Origin of the sequence: Burkholderia cenocepacia (assembly GCF_900446215.1) — a bacterium.
Taxonomy (GTDB): domain Bacteria; phylum Pseudomonadota; class Gammaproteobacteria; order Burkholderiales; family Burkholderiaceae; genus Burkholderia; species Burkholderia cenocepacia.
The window spans coordinates 36,538-58,557 of record NZ_UAQZ01000017.1; the positions used below are offsets into that span (position 1 = coordinate 36,538).

Here is a 22,020-nt window from a genome sequence, read left to right on the forward strand (position 1 = left end):
ATTCCATCTCGCCCATTCCGCTTTCCACGCTTCCACGACAGGACGTCTTCATGCATCGAGCCGTACCGTTTTCATCCCGTGCCGTGCGCACGCTGGCCACCGCGCTGATCGGCCTGAGCGCCTTCGCCGCCGCGACGGCTGCAGCCGCCGCGACGTTCGACCTGAGCCCCGAACAACGCGGCCGCCCGCGTGGCACCGCCGATGCGGCGGTCGAGCGCGCGGTGCCCGCGTCGTTCAAGTTCGCCGACCCCGGCACGCTGACGATCGGGATCGCGCCGAGCCTGCCGCCGATCAGTTCGTATGCGACCGACGCGCGCACGGTGATCGGCTTCGACGCCGACGTCGGTCAGCTCGTGTCCGACAGCCTCGGCCGCAAGCTGAAGATCGTCGCGCTCGCGTGGGCCGACTGGCCGCTGGCGCTCGAATCGGGGAAAGTCGACGCGGTGATCTCGAACGTGACCGTCACCGAGGAGCGCAAGCAGAAGTTCGATTTCTCGACCTATCGCAAGGATCAGGTCGGCTTCTACGTCCGCAACGACAGCAAGATCCAGGCGATCCGCGAGCCGAAGGACGTCGCGGGGCTGCGCATCGTGACCGACGCCGGCACCAACCAGGAAAAGATCCTGCTCGCCTGGGACCGCGAGAACGTCGCGCACGGGCTGAAACCCGTGCAGATCCAGTATTACGACGACCAGGCGATGCGCATCGTCGCCGTGCAGTCGGGCCGCGCCGACGCGGTGTTCAGCGTGAACTCGGTGCTCGCGTATCAAAGCGCGCAGCAAGGCAAGACGCGGCTCGTCGGCGCGATCAGCGGCGGCTGGCCGCGCACGGCCGACATCGCGATCGCGACGCGTCGCGGCAGCGGCCTCGCCGAGCCGCTGACCGTCGCGCTGAACGGGCTGATCAAGAGCGGCCGCTACCAGCAGGTGCTCGACCGCTGGAACCTCGCGTCCGAAGCGATCGACCAGTCGCGCACGAATCCGCCCGGGCTGCCGAAGAGCTGAGCGCCGCGCGCCCGCAACCGTCCATCCACGCTCACGCAGGAACGCCGCTCACCATGTCTTATTCGCTTTCGTTGCTGGACAAGAGTCCGATCGCCGACGGCGCGAACGCCGCCGATGCGCTGCGCTTCACCACGACGCTCGCGCAACGCGCCGAACAGCTCGGCTACGCGCGCTTCTGGGTCGCCGAACATCACGGCACGCCGGGTTTCGCGAGCTCGGCGCCGGAGATCGTCGTCGCGCACCTGCTCGCGCACACGTCGCGCATCCGCATCGGCTCGGGCGGCGTGATGCTGCAGCACTACAGCCCGTTCAAGGTCGCGGAGACCTTCAAGCTGCTGGCCGCGCTCGCGCCGGGCCGCGTCGATCTCGGCATCGGCAAGGCGCCCGGCGGGCTGCCGCTGACCACGCGCGCACTGCAGTGGTTCCACGACAAGGCGCGCAAGCCCGATTTCGCGGGGCAGCTCGCGGCGCTCGACGCGTTTCTCGGCTGGGGCGTGGCCGAGGATCATCCGCTCGCCGGCGCGGTCGCGATGCCGGTGCCGCCGCAGTTGCCCGAACGCATCCTGCTCGGCGGCTCGCCGGACAGCGGCGCGCTCGCCGCGCGCAACGGCTGGCGTTTTTGCTACGCGGGCCATTTCAACGGCGACGACGCGAATCTCGAACGCTCGCTCGACGCCTACCGCAGCGCGGGCGGCGAGAAACCGCTCGTCGCGCTGTATGCGGTCGCCGCGCCGACCCGCGACGAAGCCGAACGACTGATCGGGCCGCTGAAGATCTTCAAGCTGCAGTTCGCGGGCGGCCAGAGCTTCAACCTCGCCAGCGCGCAGGCAGCCGCGGAATTCGCGCGGCAAAGCGGCGCATCCGACTACCGGATCGACGAGCTGCGCCCGACGGTGCTGGCCGATACGCCCGAGCGCGTGCATCGCGCGCTCGACGCGCTGAGCCGCCGGCTCGACGTCGATGCGTTCGTGATCGATTCGCCGGTGTCCGACTACGCGGCGCGACTCGCATCGGCCGAATGGCTCGGCGGCGCGCTGTCCACCACGCCGTTGCAGGCGGCCCTCGCGGCCGACCGCTCCCTCTCCCCTGACCCGAACGCGTGACATTCCCATCATGACGACCCGACGATCGATCCCCTTCGGCCTGATGCTGCAAGGCGCAGGCAGCCACATGAACGCGTGGCGGCATCCGAGCAATCCGCCCGACGCGAGCATCAACCTCGATTTCATGATCGGCGTCGCCCGCAAGGCGGAAGCCGCCGGCATCGCGTTCGCGTTCGTCGCGGACGGCCTCTACATCAACGAGAAGTCGATCCCGCATTTCCTGAACCGCTTCGAGCCGCTGACCGTGCTGTCGGCGCTCGCGGTCGCGACGAAGAAGATCGGGCTCGCGGGCACGATCTCGACGTCGTACAGCGAGCCGTTCACGGTCGCACGCCAGCTCGCGTCGCTCGACGCGATCAGCGGCGGGCGCGCCGGCTGGAACGTCGTGACGACGCCGCTCGAAGGCACCGCGAAGAATTTCGGCAAGGCACACCCGGATCACGAACTGCGCTACGAAATCGCCGACGAATATCTCGACGTCGTGCAGGGCCTGTGGGACAGCTGGGACGACGATGCATTCGTGCGCGACCGCGCGACCGGCCGCTTCTTCGATCGCGACAAGCTGCATACGCTCGATCACCACGGCCGCTTCTTCCAGGTCGCGGGCCCGCTGAACATCCAGCGCTCGCCGCAGGGGCAGCCGGTGATCTTCCAGGCCGGCTCGTCCGACACCGGGATCGGCCTCGCGGGCAAATACGCGGATGCCGTGTTCACGCATTCGCCGTCGATCGACGAAACGGCCGCGTTCACGCGGCGCGTGAAACAGAGCGCGATCGAGCACGGGCGGCAGGCCGGCGACGTGAAGATCTTCCCCGGCGTCGGGCCGATCGTCGGCCGCACGGCCGCCGAAGCGGAGGACAAATACCAGGCGATCCGCGACCTGCTGACGATCGACGAGGCGCTCGCGTACCTCGGCCGCTATTTCGATCACCACGACTTCACGCAGTACCCGCTCGACGCGCCGTTCCCGGAACTCGGCGAGCTCGGCCGCAACAGCTTCCGCTCGACCACCGACCGGATCAAGGCCGATGCGAAGCGCAAGGGCCTGTCGCTGCGCGAGACCGCGCTCGCGGTCGCGACGCCGCGGCCGAACTTCATCGGCACGGCCGAGCACGTCGCCGACGAACTGATCCGCTGGCACGACGCGGGCGCCGGCGACGGCTTCATCCTCGGTTTCCCGGTGCAGGCGCAGGGCGTCGACGATTTCATCGAACTCGTGATTCCGGTGCTCGAGGCGCGCGGCCGCTACAGCCGCGACCTGCCCGGCGCGACGCTGCGCGATCACCTCGGTCTGCCGCGCAAGGCGAGCCGCTACGCGACGCCCGGCGCCGCACAGGAAGCGGCGGCCGAAGCGCACGCCTGACGCCGCCGCGCCGCCCGTGCGCGGCGCGCCCGCCGATCGATCGATTCGAGGATTCCCACGACATGAGCGACACGACCCATCTCGGCGGCGCGCTGCCGCCGCTCTCTTCCCCCGGCGCTCGCGAGCCCGGCACGCGTTTGCGGATCGTGCCCGCGCGCCACCGGTCGCGCACGGCCGGCACCGTGCTCGCGCTCGTGCTGATCGCGCTCACGCTGCATTCGATTCTCGGCAACCCGCAGTGGGGCTGGCCGGTGTTCGCCGAATGGTTCCTGTCGCCGCCGGTGCTGTCGGGGCTCGCGCGCACGCTGGTGCTGACGCTGCTCGGCGCGGTGTTCGGCTTCGTGCTCGGCGCGTTCGTCGCGCTGGCCCGGCTGTCGCGGTCGCGCCTGCTGTCGGCCAGCGCATGGACCTTCGTGTGGCTGTTCCGCTCGATTCCGCTGATCGTGCTGCTGCTGATCCTGAACAACCTCGGCTACCTGTACGAGCACGTGCGGCTCGGCGTGCCGTTCACCGACATCGTGTGGTTCGACACGCCGACGACCGACCTCATCAGCCCGTTCCTCGCGGCCGTGCTCGGCCTCACGCTGAATCATGCGGCGTTTTCCGCGGAGGTGATCCGCGGCGGCATTCTCGCGGTCGACCAGGGCCAGCTCGAAGCCGCCGCCGCGCTCGGGCTGCCGCGCGGCCGCCAGACGTCGCGGATCGTGCTGCCGCAGGCGATGCGCGCGATCCTGCCGACCGCGTTCAACGACCTGATCACGCTCGCGAAAGGCACGTCGATGGTGTACGTGCTCGCGATGCCGGAGTTGTTCTACACGGTGCAGGTGATCTATCGCCGCAACCTCGAAGTGATTCCGCTGCTGATGGTCGCGACCGTCTGGTACCTGATCATCCTGACCGTGCTGTCCGCGATCCAGGTACAGGTCGAGCGGCACTATGCACGCGGCGCGCTGCGCAACCCGCCGCCGTCCGTGGTCACGTTCGCGCTGGCGCGCATCGGCAGACTGTGGCGGCGTGTCACGTCGCGCCGCACGGCCTCGATCGCCCGTGCACGAGGCGAGGCCGGCCCGCCTGCCGATACCGTGGCCGCGGTGTCGCGCACCGGCGGCGAAGTGGCCGTGCATGGCGTGTCGAAGCAGTTCGGCATGCAGCGCGTGCTCGACAACGTGTCGTTCGTCGCGCCGCGCGGCAGCGTGACCGTGATCGTCGGGCCGTCCGGCTCCGGCAAGTCGACGCTGCTGCGCACGATCAACCATCTCGAACGCGTCGACGACGGCTTCATCGACATCGACGGCGAGCTGATCGGCTATCGCCGCGACGGCGACGTGCTGCACGAGCTGAAGGAGCGCGACGTGCTGAAGCGGCGCACGGCCGTCGGCATGGTATTCCAGAACTTCAACCTGTTCCCGCACCTGACGGTGCTCGAGAACCTCATCGAAGCGCCGGTCGCCGTCGCCGGCGTGACGCGCGATGCGGCCGAGCACAGCGCACGCGCGCTGCTCGCGCGGGTCGGCCTCGCGGATAAGGCCGATGCGTACCCGCGCCAGTTGTCCGGCGGCCAGCAGCAACGTGTCGCGATCGCGCGGGCGCTCGCATTGCGGCCGAAGGTGCTGCTGTTCGACGAGCCGACGTCGGCGCTCGATCCCGAACTCGTGAACGAAGTGCTCGACGTGATCAAGGAACTCGCGCGCTCGGGCACGACGCTCGTGATCGTCACGCACGAAATCGGCTTCGCGCGCGAAGTGGCGGACAACGTGCTGTTCATGGAACGCGGGCGCATCGTCGAGGCCGGGCCGCCCGCCGCCGTGCTCGATGCGCCGTCGCATCCGCGCACCCGCGCGTTCCTGTCGCGGGTGCTGTGATGCGCGCCGCTTCCGACTCGCGGGGTGCCGCACGATGACCGATCGACGCCAGTTCATCACGGCCGCGCTGCTCGCGGCATCGGGCCTGCCGTGGCAGGCGGCACGCGCGGCGGCGGCCACCGCCGACCTCGACCCGCGCCAGGCCGGCCGCTTGCGCACCGGCCCCGACGACGCGGCCATCCGCGCGGCCAGCGGCTACCGCTGGGTGCGCGACGGCGCGTTCACGGTCGCGATCTCGCCGCACGCACCGCCCGTGTCGACCTATGCGACCGACGCGCGCACCGTGGTCGGCGCCGATCCCGACTATGCGCAGCTCGTTGCCGACGCGCTCGGCCGCACGCTCGTGCTGCTGCCGATCGCGTGGGCCGACTGGCCGCTCGGGCTGACGTCCGGCAAGTACGACGCGGTGATCTCGAACGTCGGCGTCACCGAGAAGCGCAAGGAGAAATACGATTTCACGACCTACCGGCTCGGGCTGCACGGCTTCTACGTGCGCACCGCCAGCCCGATCGCGAAGATCGCGGAGCCGAAGGACATCGCGGGTTTGCGGATCATCACCGGCGCCGGCACGAGCCAGGAGCGCATCCTGCTCGAATGGAGCAAGCGCAACGTCGCGCAAGGGCTGAAGCCGGCCGAGCTGCTCTATTTCGACGACGATGCGACGGCGCGCGTCGCGCTGCTGTCGGGCCGCGCGGATGCGGAGCTGAACCCGAACGCGTCGCTCGCGTACGAGGCCGCGCGCACCGGCAAGATCCGTCGCGTCGGCGTCGTCAATGCGGGCTGGCCGGCGAATGCGGACGTCGCGATCGCGACGCGCCGCGGCAGCGGGCTCGCGCCGGCGCTGACGCTCGCGACCAATGCGCTGATCGGCAACGGCCGCTACGGGCAGGCGCTCGCGCGCTGGGGTTTGCAGAGCGAGGCGATCGCGCGGGCGGAGACCAATCCGCCGGGGTTGCCGTCGTTCTGAGCGTTCAAGGCAAGCGCCCCGGCATGCCGTGATGGCGATGCCGGGGCGCGTCAACGTGCGGCAGTTCGGCGGGTTCGCCTACGCCGGCACCGCCGCCCGATAGCGGTCGAGCTCCGCAACATGCGCGTGAATCGCCGGGATCAGGTCGCGCCCGTAGGCCAGCGCATCGTCGAGCGGATCGAAACCGCGAATCAGGAACGTCGATACGCCGAGCCGGTAGTACGCGCCGAGCGCACGCGCGACCTGCTCGGGCGTACCGACCAGCGCGGTCGAATTCCAGCGCGCGCCGGTCAGGTTCGCAACGCCCATCCACAGCCGTTCGTCGAGCACGTCGCCCTGCGCGGCGGCGGCCATCAGCCGCTGCGAGCCCGCATTCTGCGGTGCGTGACCGGCGATCGGCTGACCGTTCGCGAGCCGCGCCGCACGCACGCGTTCGCGGATCGCCTCGGCCTTTTCCCACGCAGCCGCCTCCGTATCCGCGACGATCGGCCGGAACGACACGCTGATGCGCGGCGCCCGCCCGAACGGCGCGGCGGCGGCCCGCACGCGCGCGATCTGCTCGCGCACCGCGTCGAGCGGCTCGCCCCACGTCATGTAGACATCCGCATGCTCGCCCGCGACGGCGAGCGCGGCCGGCGACGAGCCGCCGAAATAGATCGGCACATGCGGCCGCTGCGCGCCCTTCACGACCGGCGACGCCCCGCGCAGCCGGTAGAACGCGCCGTCGTGATCGACCGGCGCATCGGCCAGCCAGATCCGTTTCAGCACGTCGAGATATTCGCCGGTGCGGCGATAGCGGGCATCGTGCGGCACGAAATCGCCGTCGCGCTGCAGATCCGCATCGTCGCCGCCGGACACCACGTTCAGCGCCAGCCTTCCGCCGCTGAACACGTCGAGCGTCGCTATCTGCCGCGCGGCGGCCGACGGCACGATCACGCCCGGCCGGTGCGCGAGCAGGAGACGGATGCGCGCGGTCGCGGCGGCCGCGAACGACGCGACGATGAAGCCGTCCGCCGCGTTGCTGAAATGGCCGATCAGGATCTGGTCGAAGCCGGCGGCTTCGTGCGCCTGCGCGAAGCGGCGCACGTAGTCCGGCTGGACGGCCGCGCCGCCCGGTACGTCGACCTCCGCGCCGGGTGTCGCGGTGATCATGCCGATGATGTCGACTGGCATGTCGGGATGTCCTCGGGTATGTCGATCGGGAAGCGCGGGAATCGTGCAGCGGGCCGCACGGTCACTGCGCGGCGGCGGTCTTCTGCGCAGGCGCCGCGAACGCGCCCGCATACGAGCGGTCGAGCAGCTTCGACGTGTCGTACGCGGCCGGAATCACGCCGGACTTGTGCAGGAAGTCGGCCGTGTTCTGCGCGTCCTTCGCGGCCGTCTCGTCGACCGGGCCGACGCGCTGCCGAGCATTGTTGAGCCAGCGATACGCGACGTCGGGTTCGAGATTCGCGCGCTTCGCCCACAGGTCCGCGTACTCGCGCGGATGGCTGTCGACCCACTGGCGTGCGGCCACCACGCGCCGCAGGAAATCGGTGATCTCCGCGCGCTTGCCCGAGGCGGCCTGCTCGTTCGCGGCGACGAAGCTCAGCGCCGGCATCAGCCCCTGCGCGGTCGTCACGGGCCGCGCGCCCTGCCGTAACGCCAGCGTGCTGACGAACGGCTCCCACAGCGACACCGCATCGACCGAACCGTTCGCGAGCGCGTTGGTCGCGTCGATCGGCATCAGGTACGCGTACTTCACCGAATCGGCGCGCAGGCCCGCGTGTTCGAGCGCGCGCAGCACGAGTTGCTGGCTCCAGGCGCCGCGCCATACCGCGATGGTCTTGCCCTGCAGGTCGGCCACGGTGCGCACCGGCGAGTTTTTCGGCACGAGGATCGCGACGCCGTCGAGACTCTGCCGCGACACCGCGACGACCTTGACCGGCGCGCCGCGCGCGGCCAGCGTGAGCAGCGCGGAATCGCCGAGGAAGCCGAGGTCGATCGCGTTGCCGTTCAGGCTTTCGGCGACCGGCGCGGCGGCCTGGAAGTGCTTCCATTCGATCGTGTAAGGCAGGTCCTTCAGCACGCCGGACGCTTCCATCGATGCCTGGATGTTGAAGTAGTTCTGTTCACCGACGCGCAGCGTGACGGTGTCCTTGGCGATGCCCGGCTGCGCGGCAAGCGCCAGCAAGAGCGCCGTGACGATTCGGCTCAGCAACATGATCTCCCGGAAGGTTGGCGGGCGGCCGCGCGACGGCGACGCCCTTGGTCCGCCGTGCGCGACCGCCGGCGGAACGGATGGAACCGGTGAAGATACGTCGATCCACTTCATGACACAAACGCAATATTCTTCTATGCAAAGATGCAAATATTTTATGAAGCACGCGCGTGCGGCCGCCGCTTCGCCGCCGGCCGCCGCCGCCGCGTGAAGTTCGAACGATTCCTCGATAGATATTTCGCACGCGAAACACATTACCGACTATATTTCGCATACGAAATAACTGCCCGAGCGAGGACGGCCATGACCTCCGAACCCATCGAATTTTCCGCCGCCGACGGCTACGTACTGCACGGCACGCTGTGGTCGCCGGACGCGCCGCCGCGCGCGCTGGTCCTGATCCATCCGGCGACGGCCGTGCCCGAGCGGCTGTATGCGGGCTTCGCGCGCTTCCTGACCGAGCGCGGTTTCGCGGCGCTGACCTACAACTATCGCGGCATCGGCGCATCGCGGCCCGCGCGGCTGCGCACGCTGCAGGCCCGCATGCGCGACTGGATGGAGCTCGACGTGGGCGCCGCGACCGCGTGGGCCCGGCACGCGCATGAAGGGCTCCCGTTGCTGGCGGTCGGCCACAGCGTCGGCGGACACGCGATCGGGCTGTCCGGCGCGACGACGCATCTGCGCGCGGCCGTGCTCGTCGCCGCGCATGCGGGCAGCACGCGGCTGATCGCGCAGGCGGCCGAACGCGTGAAGGTGCGGCTGATCCTGCGCGTGCTCGGCCCGCTGACGTCCGCGCTGCTCGGCTACGTGCCCGGCAAGCGGCTCGGGCTCGGCGAGGATCTGCCGGCCGGCGTGTTCCGCGAATGGAGCCGCTGGACGACGCTGCCGCACTACTTCTTCGACGATCCGACGCTCGGTGCGGCCGAGCGCTTCTCGAAGCAGCAGTTGCCGATCCTCGCGCTCGGCTTCGACGACGATCCGTGGGCGAATCCGGCCGCGATCGGCCTGCTGGTAAGCTATCTGACCCGCGCGAAGGTCGAACGCCGCCAGATCGATCCGCGTGCGGCGGGCAGCGGCCCGGTCGGGCACATGGGCTTCTTTCGCAGCCGGCCCGGCACCGTGCTGTGGCCCGACGTCGCCGACTGGCTCGCGCAGGCGCTCGACACGCCGCGCGCCGCGGGCCGCCCCTCCCTTTCCATTGCAGCCGGGAACCCAGCTTGAGCGAAGACCGACGACTGTTTTTCATGTTGAACATCGGCCAGCGGCGCGTGCAGCGCTGGATCGACCGCAAGGCCGAAACCGAGACGCGCGCGAGCGCCGCGCAGGCCGGCGTGCTGTTCTGTCTCGCGAAACAGGACGGCGCGCTGATCGGCGAAGTCGGCGCGACGCTGCAACTTGCGCCATCCGCGATGACGGGCCTCGCCGACCGGATGGCGAAAGCCGGCCTCATCACGCGTCATGCCGACTCGGACGACGGCCGCGCGACGCGGCTGTACCTGACCGACGACGGCCACGCGGCACTCAAGCGTGCGCGCGTGCTGCTGCGCGAACTCAACGGCAAGCTGTGCGACGGGTTTTCCGACGACGAACTCGACGTCGTCGCGCGCTGGCTGCATGCGTTGCAGGAGCGCTTTCCGGCGGAGCGCTGAACCGCGCTTCACGCGCGCGCGGCCGGCGTGCGCGCGCATCAATCGCAAGCGATTGCGATTCGCGTTTTCGATTCGATTTTCATGCCGCGCAACGGCAAAACTTGCGGGCCCGATGCGCGCTTTCGGCAACGCTTTCCGGCTACGTCCTGTTACAAAAAACCGCCTGTCGCGCGGCATTCGAATCGCCTACATTGCAATCCACTTCGACACATTCGTCGCATGCCCGGACTGGCTTTCCCGTCGGGTCGACATCGCAGACACACCCGACAAGCAATGAAAAGAAGAGGAGTCTTAACCGAAGCGCTGGCGGCATCCAGCGCACGCGGATTGCGATGACTGAAACGGCATGCTGAACGGCACGCAACGACACGCGGCATGATTGCCGCGCCCCGGCTCGCGTTGTCTCGTCGTGCCCCGCCATCGCATTCGCCCCTCACCGAGGAGTCGTCCATGCGACGCATGATCGTGTCCCATCCGCTTGTCACCCGCCTGTCCGCCGCGATGGCGCTGGCCGCCGCTGCCGCGGCGCACGCCGAACCCGTCGTCGTCTCCGGCCCCAGCCCGTTCGCCGCGTGCACCATCGGCGGCCCGGGCACCAACTACGTGAATGCAGAAGTCGAACCGTGGCTCGCGGTCAACCCGGCGAACCCGAACAACATGATCGGCGTGTGGCAGCAGGACCGCTGGTCGAACGGCGGCGCCCACGGGCTCGTCGCCGGCTACACGTTCGACGCCGGCGCGACCTGGGCGCGCACGCCGCAGCCGTTCAGCGCATGCGCGCCGGGCGGACTGAAATACGAGCGCGCGTCCGATCCGTGGGTATCGTTCGGGCCGGACGGCACCGCGTATTCGGTATCGATCTCGTTCAACCAGTCGAACAACGCCAACGCGGTCGGCGCGTCGGTCTCGACCGATGGTGGGCAAACGTGGAGCAGCCCGGCCGTGCTGATCGCGAACGACGAACCGACGACGCAGTTCTTCAACGACAAGGAATCGGTGACCGCCAACCCGGTGAAGGCCGGCACCGCGTACGCGGTATGGGACCGTCTCGAGCTGCCGAACGGCAATCCGTACGCGAACCTGCACACGAAGGCGTACCGCGGGCCGACGCTGTTCTCGAAGACGACCGACGGCGGCAAGACGTGGAGCGCCGCGAAGGTCATCGTCGACGTGCCGTCGCGCCAGCAGACGATCGGCAACCAGATCGTCGTCGATCCGAAGAGCGGCACGCTCTACGATTTCTTCGACCTGATCCAGCCGCCGTTCAGCAAGGCGGCCGGCAAGGTCGCGTTCATCAAGTCGACCGACGACGGTGCGACGTGGACCAAGCCGCAGGTGATCGCCGGACTGCAGACGGTCGGCGTCACGGATCCGAACACCGGCGAACCCGTGCGCACCGGCGACATCATTCCGGAACCCGCGATCGATCCCGCATCCGGGCAACTCTATGTCGTGTGGCAGGACAGCCGCTTCAACGGCGGCGCATACGACGAGATCGCGCTATCGACGTCGAAGGACGGCGGCGCGACCTGGAGCGCGCCGCAACAGGTGAACACGCCGACCGGACGCCCGGCGTTCAATCCGTCGGTGCGCGTCGACAACACGGGTGCGGTGATGGTCACGCACTACGACTTCCGCGACCTGCAGGCCGGCAACACGACGACGCTGCCGACCGGCTTCTGGCGCAAGATCTCGCACGACGGCGGCGCCACGTTCGCCGACGAGCGGCGCGTCGGCGGCCCGTTCGACATGAAGCTCGCGCCCAATGCCGAAGGGTTCTTCATCGGCGACTACCAGGGGCTCGACGTCCTTCCGTCGTCGTCGTTCCATCCGTTCTTCGTGCAGACCAACGCGGGCAACCTGACGAACCGCACCGACGTGTTCTTCGCGCCGTAACGCGAGCCCGACCATCTCGCCGCCGCCCCGCCGCCATGCGTCGCGCGGCGGCGGGCGCAGGTCCCGCGCCTCAATGCATGTCGGTCAGCACGATGCGCCCGTCGACCTTCCCTTCCCGCAGCTTCGCGAATACGTCGTTGATGTTGCCGAGCCGGTCGCGGTGGATGTGCGCGCGCACCAGGCCGTCCGCCGCGAAATCGAGCGATTCCTGCAGATCGCGCCGCGTGCCGACGATCGACCCGCGCACGGTGATGCCGTTCAGCACGGTCGAGAAGATCGGCAGCGGGAAATCGCCCGGCGGCAAACCGTTGAGCGCCACCGTGCCGCCGCGCCGGACCATCCCGAGCGCCTGCGCGAACGCGCTGCGCGACACGGCCGTGACGAGCACGCCGTGCGCGCCGCCGATTTCCTTCTGGATCACTGTTGCGGGGTCGTCGATCGACGCGTCGATCGTCAGGTGCGCGCCCAGTTGCCGCGCCAGCGCGAGCTTGTCGGGGGAAATGTCGATGGCCGCGACGTGCAGGCCCATCGCCCGCGCATACTGCACGGCCACGTGCCCGAGGCCGCCGATGCCGGAAATCGCGAGCCACTGGCCCGGGCGCGTGTCGGTGACGCGAATGCCCTTGTAGACCGTGACGCCCGCGCACAGGATCGGCGCGATCTCGTCGAACGCGACCTGCGCGGGCAACTGGCCGACGTAGTCGGGATCGGCCAGCACGTATTCCGCGTAGCTGCCGTTCACCGAATAGCCGGTGTTCTGCTGACCGTGGCAGAGCGTTTCCCAGCCCGTGCAGCAGTACTCGCAATGGCCGCAGGCCGTATAGAGCCACGGCACGCCGACGCGATCGCCCTCGCGCACGTGCGTGACGCCCGCGCCGACCGCCGCGACGATCCCCACGCCTTCATGGCCCGGGATGAACGGCAGCGACGGCTTGACGGGCCAGTCGCCGTCGGCCGCGTGCAGATCGGTATGGCAAACACCCGACGCCTTGATGTTGACGAGAATCTGGCCGGGCCCCGGTGCCGGAATCGGCACTTCCTCGATGCGCAACGGCGCGCCGAACGCGTGTACCACGGCCGCTTTCATGGTCTGGGTCATGCGTCGCTCCTGTCTGGTCGATGAGCGACTCAGTATCCGGTTCCGGAATCGGAGCACGTTGATACGCGTCAACGCATCGGAACGGATGCAGCAATCGACCCGACGCGCCACGATCGGCATCGTTCGACGTGAAAGCTCGAGCCGTCGATCGCTCGCCGCCCCGCCGCTCGCGCCACCCTTTCACCGCTCCGACGGAAACCCGACGAGATCCCGCCATTCGGCTTGGAATTTGACATGATATAACATATCATCTCGCGTGCTCGTCCGCCTGACGCCGTCCCGACCCGGTGGCCGAGCCTCGCCGAGCCATGTTCCAACGGGTCATTGCGCGTCATGGACGCAACAATATATCGTATCCGGTGGTGACCCGCATCGCTCGTTATCCGATCCGATTCCAACCGATTCACCGACCATGCGCGACCTCCCTCGCTTACCGCTTCGCCCGCTCTCGTCCCTGTCGCTGATGCTGTTCGCCGCCGTCGCCCACGCGCAGACCGATGCACCGGGCGCGTCCGGCACGCCCGCCAACGCATCCGCGCCGCTTGCACCGATCTTCGTGACCGCGAACCCGCTCGGCGACACCGAACTGATCGCCCCGACCGTCCAGCTCTCCGGCGATGCGCTGACACGCCGCCAGGCCGATTCGCTCGGCGAAACGCTCAACGGGCTGCCTGGCGTGTCGACCACCACCTACGGGCCGATGGTCGGCCGGCCGATCATCCGCGGGATGGACGGCGACCGGATCCGGCTGCTGCAGAACGGCGTCGCGGCCTATGACGCGTCGTCGCTGTCGTACGACCATGCGGTGCCGCAGGATCCGCTGTCGATCGAGCGCGTCGAAATCGTGCGCGGGCCGGCCGCGCTGTTGTACGGCGGCAACGCGGTGGGCGGCGTGGTCAACACGATCGACAACCGGATTCCGCGCGAAGCGATCCAGGGCGTGACCGGCGCGCTCGACGCGCGCTACGGCGGCGCGAATTCCGTGCGTGCCGGCGCCGCGCAGGTCGAAGGCGGCAACGGCCGCTTCGCATTCCACGTCGACGCGTTCGATCGCGAAACGAGCAAGCTGCGGATTCCCGGCTACGCGCGCAGCAGCCAGCAACGCGCGATCGACGGTCCCGACACGCCGCAACCGGAAGGCAACGTGCCTAACAGCGACGGCCGCGTGCACGGCGGTGCGGTCGGCGCGTCGTACACGTGGGCGGACGGTTTCGCAGGCCTGTCGTACAGCGGCTACGAATCGAACTATGGCTCGGTCGCGGAAAGCGACGTGCGGCTGCGGATGCGTCAGGAACGCCTCGCGCTCGCGTCCGAGGTGCGCAACCTGAGCGGGCCGTTCACGACGCTGAAATTCGATTTCGCGTACACCGACTACCGTCACAAGGAAATCGACAACGGCGAGACGGCGACCACCTTCCGCAATCGCGGCTACGAGGCGCGCATCGAGGCGCGCCATCGCAAGATCGGGCCGTTCGAAGGCGCGATCGGCGTGCAGTTCGGCCAGAACACGTTCTCGGCGCTCGGCGACGAAATGCTCGTGCCGTCCACGCGCACCAACAGCGTCGCGCTGTTCGGCCTCGAGGAATGGCAGGTGGTCCCGGCGCTGAAGCTGAGCCTCGGCGGCCGCTTCGAGCATGTGAAGGTCGATCCCGATCCGGCCGGCGTCGAGAAATTCGCGGGCGCGCAGCCGCGCGACTTCAACGCGGGCAGCCTGTCGGCCGGCGCGCTGTTCACGCTGACGCCGGTCTGGTCGATCGCGGCGAACGTCGCCTACACCGAACGCGCGCCGACCTTCTACGAGCTGTATTCGAACGGCCCGCACGATGCGACCGGCCAGTTCCTGATCGGCAACCCGAACGCGTCGAAGGAAAAGGCCGTGTCGACCGACCTGTCGCTGCGCTATGCGAGCGGGCCGAACCGCGGCAGCGTCGGCGTGTTCTACAACCGCTTCTCGAACTACCTGACCGAGTACAACACCGGCCGCGTCGTGGACGACGACGGCGAACCGGTCGCGCCCGGCACCGACGGCTCGCTCAACGAGGCGATCTACCGCGGCGTGCGCGCGGAGTTCTACGGCATCGAGCTGGACGGCAAGTGGCGGGCATTCTCGCGGCGCGGCCACACGGTCGATCTCGAACTGACGGCCGACTACACGCACGCGCGCAACGTCGACACGGGCCAGCCGCTGCCGCGCATCGCGCCGCTGCGCGCGACGCTCGCGGCCGACTACGGTTACGGCCCGTTCGGCGCGCGCGCGCAGGTCACGCATGCGTGGTCGCAGCATCGCGTGCCCGACGACGACTTCTCGACGGACGGCTATACGTCGCTCGGCGTGATGCTGACGTACAAGTTCCGCGTCGGCCCGACGCACTGGCTCGCGTACCTGCGCGGCGACAACCTGACGAACCAGGAAATTCGCTACTCGACGTCGGTCGTGCGCGGCTTCGCCCCGCAAGGCGGCCGCAGCGTGATGGCCGGATTGCGCACCACGTTCTGACCCTCGCACGGCTCGCGGCGCCCGCCGCGAGCCTTTTGCCGGCGCGCCCCCGAACCGCCCGCGCCTTTCCATTTATCCGTCAATCGATCGCATCGTTTCGCATTGAAACGCACGCCGGATCGCACCCCAATTCATCCGCAACGAAATTCCGTTATTCACCGGTAAATCAGAAAGAAATCATCAGACAATTATTATAAAGAAGATGGTTTTTGTTTTATCAGTAAAACCGGTTTCAAATCCCCCGCATAACGCATTGAATAAATGCCCTCCCGGCAGCTTATTGATCGGGATCAAGAATGCCCGAGCGACAAGGCTTTCATCACTCGAAAAACGAATATCAGGGTTTTCGAAGGGTAAAGAATCATCGCGAATACCCGTTAAAGCCGGCACGAGCCCGTATCTGGTCGAACTAATAAATTCCATTTGCCAACCACACGCACGGGGGCCCAAACGTGAAAATCGCCAGAATGAGCATCAAAACGAAACTCCTCGGCGGCTTCGGCCTGCTCGCCGCAGTCGTCGTGATCGTGTCGGGCATGGCTCTCAAGGCACTGTCCGACACGAACGCCGAGTTTTCACGCTACATGAACGGCATCAACGCACGGGCGAACCTGTCCGCGCACATCCGCACCGCGGTCGACCGGCGCGCGATCGCCGCGCGCAACCTCGTGCTCGTCACCCGGCCGGCCGACGTCGAGGCCGAGCTGGCCGAGGTGAACCGCGCGCACAAGGACGTGCAGGACCATCTCGCGAAGCTCAAGGAACTCATGGCGAACGCGACCGACACCTCCGATCGCGCACGCGAACTGGTGGCCGACATCGTGCGCATCGAAACCCGCTACGGGCCCGTTGCACTGCGCATCGTCGGGCTCGCGCAGGCGGGCAAGAAGGACGAGGCAATCGCCGACATCGACGACAATTGCCGCCCGTTGCTCGCGCAACTGGTGCGGGCGACCGACGCCTATGCGACTTATACGCACGAACGCGAAACCGAGATCGCGCAGGCCTTCGCGGATCGCTACACGGTCGAGCGCAACCTGCTGGCCGGCATCTGCCTGATCGCCGTCGCGATCGCCGCCTGCGGCGGCCTGTGGCTGACCCGCAAGATCACGGTGCCGATCAGCGCGGCCGTGGACGTCGCGCGCACGGTGGCGAACGGCGATCTCGGCAGCCACATCGAGGTGCGCGGCAACGACGAAACGCGCGACCTGCTCGACGCGCTGCGGACGATGAACGAACGGCTGATCGGCATCGTCGGCCGTGTACGCGACTCGTCGAACAGCATCGCGCACGCCGTCAGCGAGATCGCGTCGGGCAACCTCGACCTGAGCCAGCGCACCGAGGAACAGGCCGCGTCGCTGCAGGAAACCGCGGCGACGATGGAGGAATTCACGTCGACGGTGCGCCTGAACGCGGAAAACGCGCAACAGGCGAGCACGCTCGCCGCGAATGCGTCGGACGTCGCGCACCGCGGCAGCTCGGTGGTCGGCCGCGTGGTCGACACGATGACGGAGATCGGCCACAGCTCGTCGAAGATCGCCGACATCACGGGCATCATCGAAGGCATCGCGTTCCAGACCAACATCCTCGCGCTCAACGCGGCGGTCGAAGCCGCGCGCGCGGGCGAACAGGGCCGCGGCTTCGCGGTCGTCGCGAGCGAGGTGCGCAATCTCGCGCAGCGCTCGTCGACGGCGGCCAAGGAAATCAAGGAACTGATCACCGCGTCGGTACAGACGATCCGCGACGGCTCGGCGCTCGCGGGCGAAGCCGGCAAGACGATGTCCGACGTCACGCAGGCCGTGGCGCGCGTGACGGACATCATGGGCGAGATCGCGGCCGCGTCGGCCGAGCAGAGCCGCGGCATCGACCAGGTGAACCTGACGATCACGCAGATGGACGAGACGACGCAGCAGAACGCGGCGCTCGTCGAGCAGGCGGCGGCCGCGTCGAAGTCGCTCGAGGCGCAGGGCCGCGAGTTGTCCGAAACGGTCGCCGCGTTCCGGATGCCGTCCGGCGCACATGGCGCGTCGCCCGGCGCGCATGCGCAGGAAGCCGGCCCGCGTCACTGGCAGCCGGCTGCCGCGTAACGGCGGTCGCGAACGAGACGGCGATGCGCACGCTGTTTCGCTTGTGCGCGTGCGCCGCGCTGGCGCGCACCGGACGATGCGCGGCCACGCGCGGCACGCGATGCGGCAGCGCGTCGTCGTCACCCGATAACGCGTCCGGAAGTACGCATGCATGGCGACGCGCATCGCCGCTGCGTGCGACGCGTTTCCGGCACGCGCGCGTGTAGGCCGACACGCCGCGCAGCACAGCCGCATTCCGCATCGAAGGTCAGTGCCGCCGATTCGCGTGCCGTCATGCGCGCACATGGATCGCCGACAAAATCGCCCGCCATGCGCGCCACGCGCCGCCTGGCCTTGCACACATTGCGTCCGCAGCCGTGCGCAAGTTTCGGTCCCGCTCCCGCATCGCGCGTTGCCGTGCCGTCGTCACCGATACCGCGCGACAGGCGGGTCCACCTCGTCCGTCGATACAGACTTTTAAAACGCACGAATGACGAGTATCCTAAAAAAGCACTTCTCGACCGGACGGCGAATCGCATGCCCTGACTCCCGTCCGATCGCCATGCGGCCCCATCGTATCGCGCAGCGCGCGCCGATGGCGGCGTCTGCCTCTCGCGCCTTGGCCGCACGAACCTTCCCCCAACAATCGTCAGGAGAGCTGGTGAGCCGACTCGTCGTCGTATCCAATCGCATCGCAGATCCCCGTAAAGCCGCGGCCGGCGGCCTCGCCGTCGCCGTGAAGGACAGCCTGCAGGAAACCGGCGGCGTCTGGTTCGGCTGGAGCGGCAGGCTACGCGGCGGCGACGATCAGGCCGCGCGGGGCGACGACGTGCAGATCCAGAACGTCGGCGGCATCCAGCTCGCGACGATCGATCTCGATCCGCAGGATTACGACGCTTACTACCTCGGCTACTCGAACAACGTGCTGTGGCCGGTGTTTCACTATCGGCTCGACCTCGCGCAGTTCGATCGACGCTTCGCCGACGGTTACCGGCGCGTGAACCAGCTGTTCGCGCGCAAGCTGAGCACGCTGCTGCGGCCCGACGACGTCATCTGGGTGCACGACTACCAGCTGATTCCGCTCGCCGCCGAGCTGCGCGCGATGGGGTGCACGAATCCGATCGGCTTCTTCCTGCACATCCCGATGCCGCCGCCGCCGATCATGGCCGCGATCCCGGAACACGAATGGCTGATGCGCTCGCTGTTCGCGTATGACCTCGTCGGCTTCCAGACCGAATCGGATCTGCTGCACTTCGAGCATTACGTCGAGGCGGAAGCCGGCGCGGCGCGGTTGCCGGACGGCCGGCTGCGCGCGTTCGGCCGCACGCTGTCGGCCGGCGCGTTCCCGATCGGCATCAACGTCGACGAGTTCGAGTCGCTCGCGCGCGATCGCGACGGCCTCGACATGTTCGAGCGGATGCGCGACGAATATTCGCGCCGCCAGTTGCTGGTCGGCGTCGACCGGCTCGATTACACGAAAGGGCTGCCGCAGCGCGTGCATGCGTTCCGCCAGCTGCTCGAACAGTATCCGGAGAACCGCGACCGCGCGACGCTGATCCAGATCGCCGCGCCGAGCCGCGAGGATCTCGGCGCGTACGACGACCTGCGGCGCGAGATGGACAGCCTGTGCGGCGCGATCAACGGCGACTACGGCGAGCTCGAATGGATGCCGATGCGCTACATCCACCGCACCGTCGCGCGCAAGCGCCTGCCGGGCCTCTACCGCGCAAGCCGGGTCGCGCTCGTCACGCCGCTGCGCGACGGGATGAACCTCGTCGCGAAAGAGTTCCTCGCCGCGCAGGACGCGGCCGACCCCGGCGTGCTCGTGCTGTCGCGTTTCGCGGGCGCGGCCGAGCAACTGAAGTCGGCGCTGCTCGTCAATCCGTACGACACGCAGGGCACCGCGCAGGCGATCCAGCGCGCGCTCACGATGCCGCTCGAAGAGCGCCGCCAGCGTCACGCGGCGCTGATGGCGATCATGCGCAAGACCGACGTGCACTGGTGGCGCACGCGCTTTCTCGAAGCGCTCACCGAAGCGGCCGAAGTGGCGGCCGCGGCCGAATCCTGACGCGCGCTCACGCGCCGGTCGTCGCGCATTCGAGCACGACGCCGTTTGCATCGCACGCGTCGACCGAAATCGGGATGCGCGCGCGTCGCGGCCGCGAGGCCGGCCCAGGTCCGGCGGACCGACCGGCGCACGGCCATCGCGCCCACGCGCACCCTGCCCGCTTCGTTCCGCACCATATCGACATCGACATGCGCGGTGTCCGGCTGCGGATCGACGTGCTGCCGCTCCAGCGCAAACGCCACGCGGCGGCTTCAGCGATCGTGTTCATGCGGCCGGCCGTACGCGACGAAATCGCGCTCGACCGCCGACGCCTGCTCCGTTTCGATCGCACCGCCGCGCGCGCCGGCATCGTCACCGGGCGACGCCGACGTGGCCGACGACGGTTCGATGCGCCCGTCGATCAGCGCCTGCAGCGCGTCGCGCTCGAGCACCTCGCATTGCAGCAGCCGTCGCGCGATGCGTTCGAGCGCGTCGCGCCGTTCGCCGAGCGTCGCCGCGACGCGCACATGCGCATCGGTCAGCAGCGTGCGCACCTCGTCGTCGATCATGCGCGCGGTATGCTCGCTGCAGCGGCCGTCGGCGCCATGCCATGCGCCCGGCATGCCCTGGCGCGCGTCGCCGTCGTCGAACGTCGCGAGCCCGATCTTCTCGCTCATTCCGTATTGCATGACCATGTGGCGCGCCATCGCGGTCGCGCGTTCGAGGTCGTTCTGCGCGCCGGTCGACACATCGCCGAACACGAGTTCTTCCGCCACGCGCCCGCCGAGCAGTGCGTCGATCCGGTCGAGCAACTCGCTGCGCCGCAGGACGTAGCGATCCTCGGTCGGCACCTGCTGCGTGTAGCCGAGTGCGGCGACACCGCGCGGAATGATCGACACCTTCTTCACCGGGTCGCAATGCGCGCGGCTTTCCGCGACGAGCGCGTGGCCGGCTTCGTGATATGCGATCGTCAGCTTCTCCTGCTCGTTCATCACGCGGCTCTTGCGCTCGAGGCCCGTCAGCGCGCGGTCGATCGCTTCGTCGAAATCGGCCATGCCGATCGCCGGCTTGCCAAGTTCGGCCGCATGCAGCGCGGCCTCGTTGACGACGTTCGCGAGATCGGCGCCGACGAAGCCCGGCGTGCGCGACGCAAGCTCGCCGAGATCGACGTCGGCCGCGAGCTTCACGCGCTTCACGTGCACGCCGAGGATCTGGCGGCGGCCGTTCACGTCGGGCCGGTCGATCGCGATGTGGCGATCGAAACGGCCCGGCCGCAGCAGCGCGGGATCGAGGATCTCGGGCCGGTTGGTCGCGGCCATGATGATCACGCCGGAGCCGGCCTGGAAGCCGTCCATCTCGACCAGCAATTGATTGAGCGTCTGTTCGCGCTCGTCGTTGCCCGACATCGGGCCGACGCCGCGCACCTTGCCGAGCGCATCGAGCTCGTCGACGAACACGATGCACGGCGCCTTCTGCTGCGCCTGCTCGAACAGGTCGCGCACGCGCGCGGCGCCCACGCCGACGAACATCTCGACGAACGCCGAGCCGCTGATCGAGAAGAACGGCACGGCCGCCTCGCCGGCCACCGCGCGCGCGAGCAGCGTCTTGCCGGTGCCGGGCGCGCCGACGACGAGCACGCCTTTCGGGATCTTGCCGCCGAGCCGCTGGTAGCGATCGGGGTTGCGCAGGAACGCGACGAGCTGCTGCAGTTCGGCCTTCGCTTCGTCGATGCCGGCGATGTCGTCGAACGTGATGCCGGTTTCCTGCTGCACGTACACGCGCGCCCGGCTCTTGCCCATCCCGGTGAAGTCCTGCAGCCCGCCGCGCTTGCGCAGCATCATGTTCCACACGAACACGAGCAGCATGAGCGGCAGCAGCCACGATGCGAGCGACGCGATCCAGCCGGTGTCGGGCGTGCCGTGATAGCGGATGCCGGCGGCGGTCAGCATGTCGATCAGGTGTTCGTCGGTCACGCGGCTGGTCGTGAAGCGCCACGGTGTGCCGGCCTGCTGCACGACCGCGGCGTCGGACGCCGGCAGCAGCGTGCCGGCCTGCGGCATCTTCAGCGTGCCCGAGATCGACGCGGGGCCGACCTCGAGATCGTCGACCAGCCGCGCGGCGACGAGCCGGTGGAAATCGCTGTATGCGATCGGTGTCGACGTCGGATGCAGCATCAGCAACTGCGCGGCGAACAGCACGAAGAAGCCCGCCGCGATCAGCAATCCCGGGTAGTCGAATTTCCTGTCCATGGCATCGGGCCGGCCGTA

General features: G+C 68.6%; 16 protein-coding genes. 11 read left to right on the forward strand and 5 right to left on the reverse strand.

From position 1 onward, the window contains the following. Positions 1 to 50: 50 nt before the first annotated feature. From DTA15_RS34655 to DTA15_RS34675, 5 genes are all read left to right on the forward strand, one after another. Entirely contained in the window at positions 51 to 1,004 is a 954-nt protein-coding gene (locus DTA15_RS34655) for an ABC transporter substrate-binding protein (protein ID WP_006483635.1), read from the forward strand. A 53-nt stretch (positions 1,005 to 1,057) separates the two neighbouring features. Beyond that, a complete protein-coding gene (locus DTA15_RS34660) occupies positions 1,058 to 2,107 on the forward strand; it encodes an LLM class flavin-dependent oxidoreductase (RefSeq protein WP_006483631.1) in 1,050 nt (349 codons plus the stop codon). Positions 2,108 to 2,117: 10 nt separating this feature from the next. Further along, on the forward strand, positions 2,118 to 3,470 hold the full coding sequence (locus tag DTA15_RS34665; RefSeq protein ID WP_006483628.1) for an LLM class flavin-dependent oxidoreductase: 1,353 nt from the start codon (positions 2,118 to 2,120) through the stop codon (positions 3,468 to 3,470). Positions 3,471 to 3,532: 62 nt separating this feature from the next. Next, a complete protein-coding gene (locus tag DTA15_RS39400) occupies positions 3,533 to 5,332 on the forward strand; it encodes an amino acid ABC transporter permease/ATP-binding protein (RefSeq protein WP_006483625.1) in 1,800 nt (599 codons plus the stop codon). Positions 5,333 to 5,366: 34 nt separating this feature from the next. Then, positions 5,367 to 6,299: an ABC transporter substrate-binding protein gene (locus tag DTA15_RS34675; RefSeq protein ID WP_012493344.1), complete on the forward strand. Its 933-nt coding sequence runs from the start codon at positions 5,367 to 5,369 to the stop codon at positions 6,297 to 6,299. Between the two features lie 78 nt (positions 6,300 to 6,377). Here DTA15_RS34675 and DTA15_RS34680 read toward each other — a convergent pair whose 3' ends face one another. Beyond that, positions 6,378 to 7,472, reverse strand: coding sequence for an LLM class flavin-dependent oxidoreductase (locus tag DTA15_RS34680; protein WP_006483029.1), 1,095 nt, complete (start codon positions 7,470 to 7,472; stop codon positions 6,378 to 6,380). 61 nt (positions 7,473 to 7,533) lie between these two features. Continuing rightward, entirely contained in the window at positions 7,534 to 8,502 is a 969-nt protein-coding gene (locus DTA15_RS34685; protein ID WP_006494828.1) for an ABC transporter substrate-binding protein, read from the reverse strand. Between the two features lie 300 nt (positions 8,503 to 8,802). On the opposite strand from DTA15_RS34685, the gene DTA15_RS34690 reads away from it, so the two are divergent. The 3 genes from DTA15_RS34690 to DTA15_RS34700 all read left to right on the forward strand — a co-directional run bounded on the left by DTA15_RS34690 (position 8,803) and on the right by DTA15_RS34700 (position 12,044). Continuing rightward, the gene (locus DTA15_RS34690) at positions 8,803 to 9,720 is read left to right on the forward strand and encodes an alpha/beta hydrolase family protein (protein ID WP_006483051.1); all 918 of its coding nucleotides are present in this window, start codon (positions 8,803 to 8,805) and stop codon (positions 9,718 to 9,720) included. Continuing rightward, on the forward strand, positions 9,717 to 10,148 hold the full coding sequence (locus DTA15_RS34695; RefSeq protein WP_006483055.1) for a MarR family winged helix-turn-helix transcriptional regulator: 432 nt from the start codon (positions 9,717 to 9,719) through the stop codon (positions 10,146 to 10,148). The genes DTA15_RS34690 and DTA15_RS34695 overlap by 4 nt, the downstream gene beginning before the upstream one ends. A 450-nt stretch (positions 10,149 to 10,598) precedes the next feature. Beyond that, positions 10,599 to 12,044, forward strand: a complete 1,446-nt coding sequence (locus DTA15_RS34700; RefSeq protein WP_006483052.1) for a sialidase family protein — start codon at positions 10,599 to 10,601, stop codon at positions 12,042 to 12,044. Positions 12,045 to 12,114: 70 nt separating this feature from the next. On the opposite strand, the gene adhP is transcribed toward DTA15_RS34700, so the two are convergent. Continuing rightward, entirely contained in the window at positions 12,115 to 13,143 is a 1,029-nt protein-coding gene (gene adhP, locus DTA15_RS34705) for an alcohol dehydrogenase AdhP (protein WP_006483046.1), read from the reverse strand. Between the two features lie 412 nt (positions 13,144 to 13,555). Here adhP and DTA15_RS34710 point away from each other — a divergent pair, with 412 nt between their 5' ends. Next, positions 13,556 to 15,640, forward strand: coding sequence for a TonB-dependent receptor (locus DTA15_RS34710; RefSeq protein WP_012493345.1), 2,085 nt, complete (start codon positions 13,556 to 13,558; stop codon positions 15,638 to 15,640). Positions 15,641 to 15,820: 180 nt separating this feature from the next. Here the strand turns inward: DTA15_RS34710 and DTA15_RS38795 are convergent, their stop codons facing one another. Next, positions 15,821 to 16,030, reverse strand: coding sequence for a hypothetical protein (locus DTA15_RS38795; RefSeq protein WP_124633885.1), 210 nt, complete (start codon positions 16,028 to 16,030; stop codon positions 15,821 to 15,823). A 77-nt stretch (positions 16,031 to 16,107) separates the two neighbouring features. On the opposite strand from DTA15_RS38795, the gene DTA15_RS34715 reads away from it, so the two are divergent. Together DTA15_RS34715 and otsA are read left to right on the forward strand one after the other, a co-directional pair. Beyond that, positions 16,108 to 17,727, forward strand: coding sequence for a methyl-accepting chemotaxis protein (locus DTA15_RS34715; protein WP_006483064.1), 1,620 nt, complete (start codon positions 16,108 to 16,110; stop codon positions 17,725 to 17,727). Positions 17,728 to 18,367: 640 nt separating this feature from the next. Continuing rightward, positions 18,368 to 19,774, forward strand: a complete 1,407-nt coding sequence (otsA, locus tag DTA15_RS34725) for an alpha,alpha-trehalose-phosphate synthase (UDP-forming) (protein ID WP_006483013.1) — start codon at positions 18,368 to 18,370, stop codon at positions 19,772 to 19,774. Positions 19,775 to 20,025: 251 nt separating this feature from the next. On the opposite strand, the gene ftsH is transcribed toward otsA, so the two are convergent. Further along, positions 20,026 to 22,002: an ATP-dependent zinc metalloprotease FtsH gene (gene ftsH / locus DTA15_RS34735; protein WP_006483069.1), complete on the reverse strand. Its 1,977-nt coding sequence runs from the start codon at positions 22,000 to 22,002 to the stop codon at positions 20,026 to 20,028. Positions 22,003 to 22,020 lie beyond the last annotated feature (18 nt).

What these genes read in the sequence shown, in the direction of transcription:
- DTA15_RS34655 (WP_006483635.1), top strand. Translation starts at nt 51, where the DNA reads ATGCATCGAGCCGTACCGTTTTCATCCCGTGCCGTGCGCACGCTGGCC.
- DTA15_RS34660 (WP_006483631.1), top strand. Translation starts at nt 1,058, where the DNA reads ATGTCTTATTCGCTTTCGTTGCTGGACAAGAGTCCGATCGCCGACGGC.
- DTA15_RS34665 (WP_006483628.1), top strand. Translation starts at nt 2,118, where the DNA reads ATGACGACCCGACGATCGATCCCCTTCGGCCTGATGCTGCAAGGCGCA.
- DTA15_RS39400 (WP_006483625.1), top strand. Translation starts at nt 3,533, where the DNA reads ATGAGCGACACGACCCATCTCGGCGGCGCGCTGCCGCCGCTCTCTTCC.
- DTA15_RS34675 (WP_012493344.1), top strand. Translation starts at nt 5,367, where the DNA reads ATGACCGATCGACGCCAGTTCATCACGGCCGCGCTGCTCGCGGCATCG.
- DTA15_RS34680 (WP_006483029.1), bottom strand. Translation starts at nt 7,472, where the DNA reads ATGCCAGTCGACATCATCGGCATGATCACCGCGACACCCGGCGCGGAG.
- DTA15_RS34685 (WP_006494828.1), bottom strand. Translation starts at nt 8,502, where the DNA reads ATGTTGCTGAGCCGAATCGTCACGGCGCTCTTGCTGGCGCTTGCCGCG.
- DTA15_RS34690 (WP_006483051.1), top strand. Translation starts at nt 8,803, where the DNA reads ATGACCTCCGAACCCATCGAATTTTCCGCCGCCGACGGCTACGTACTG.
- DTA15_RS34700 (WP_006483052.1), top strand. Translation starts at nt 10,599, where the DNA reads ATGCGACGCATGATCGTGTCCCATCCGCTTGTCACCCGCCTGTCCGCC.
- adhP (WP_006483046.1), bottom strand. Translation starts at nt 13,143, where the DNA reads ATGACCCAGACCATGAAAGCGGCCGTGGTACACGCGTTCGGCGCGCCG.
- DTA15_RS34710 (WP_012493345.1), top strand. Translation starts at nt 13,556, where the DNA reads ATGCGCGACCTCCCTCGCTTACCGCTTCGCCCGCTCTCGTCCCTGTCG.
- DTA15_RS34715 (WP_006483064.1), top strand. Translation starts at nt 16,108, where the DNA reads ATGAGCATCAAAACGAAACTCCTCGGCGGCTTCGGCCTGCTCGCCGCA.
- ftsH (WP_006483069.1), bottom strand. Translation starts at nt 22,002, where the DNA reads ATGGACAGGAAATTCGACTACCCGGGATTGCTGATCGCGGCGGGCTTC.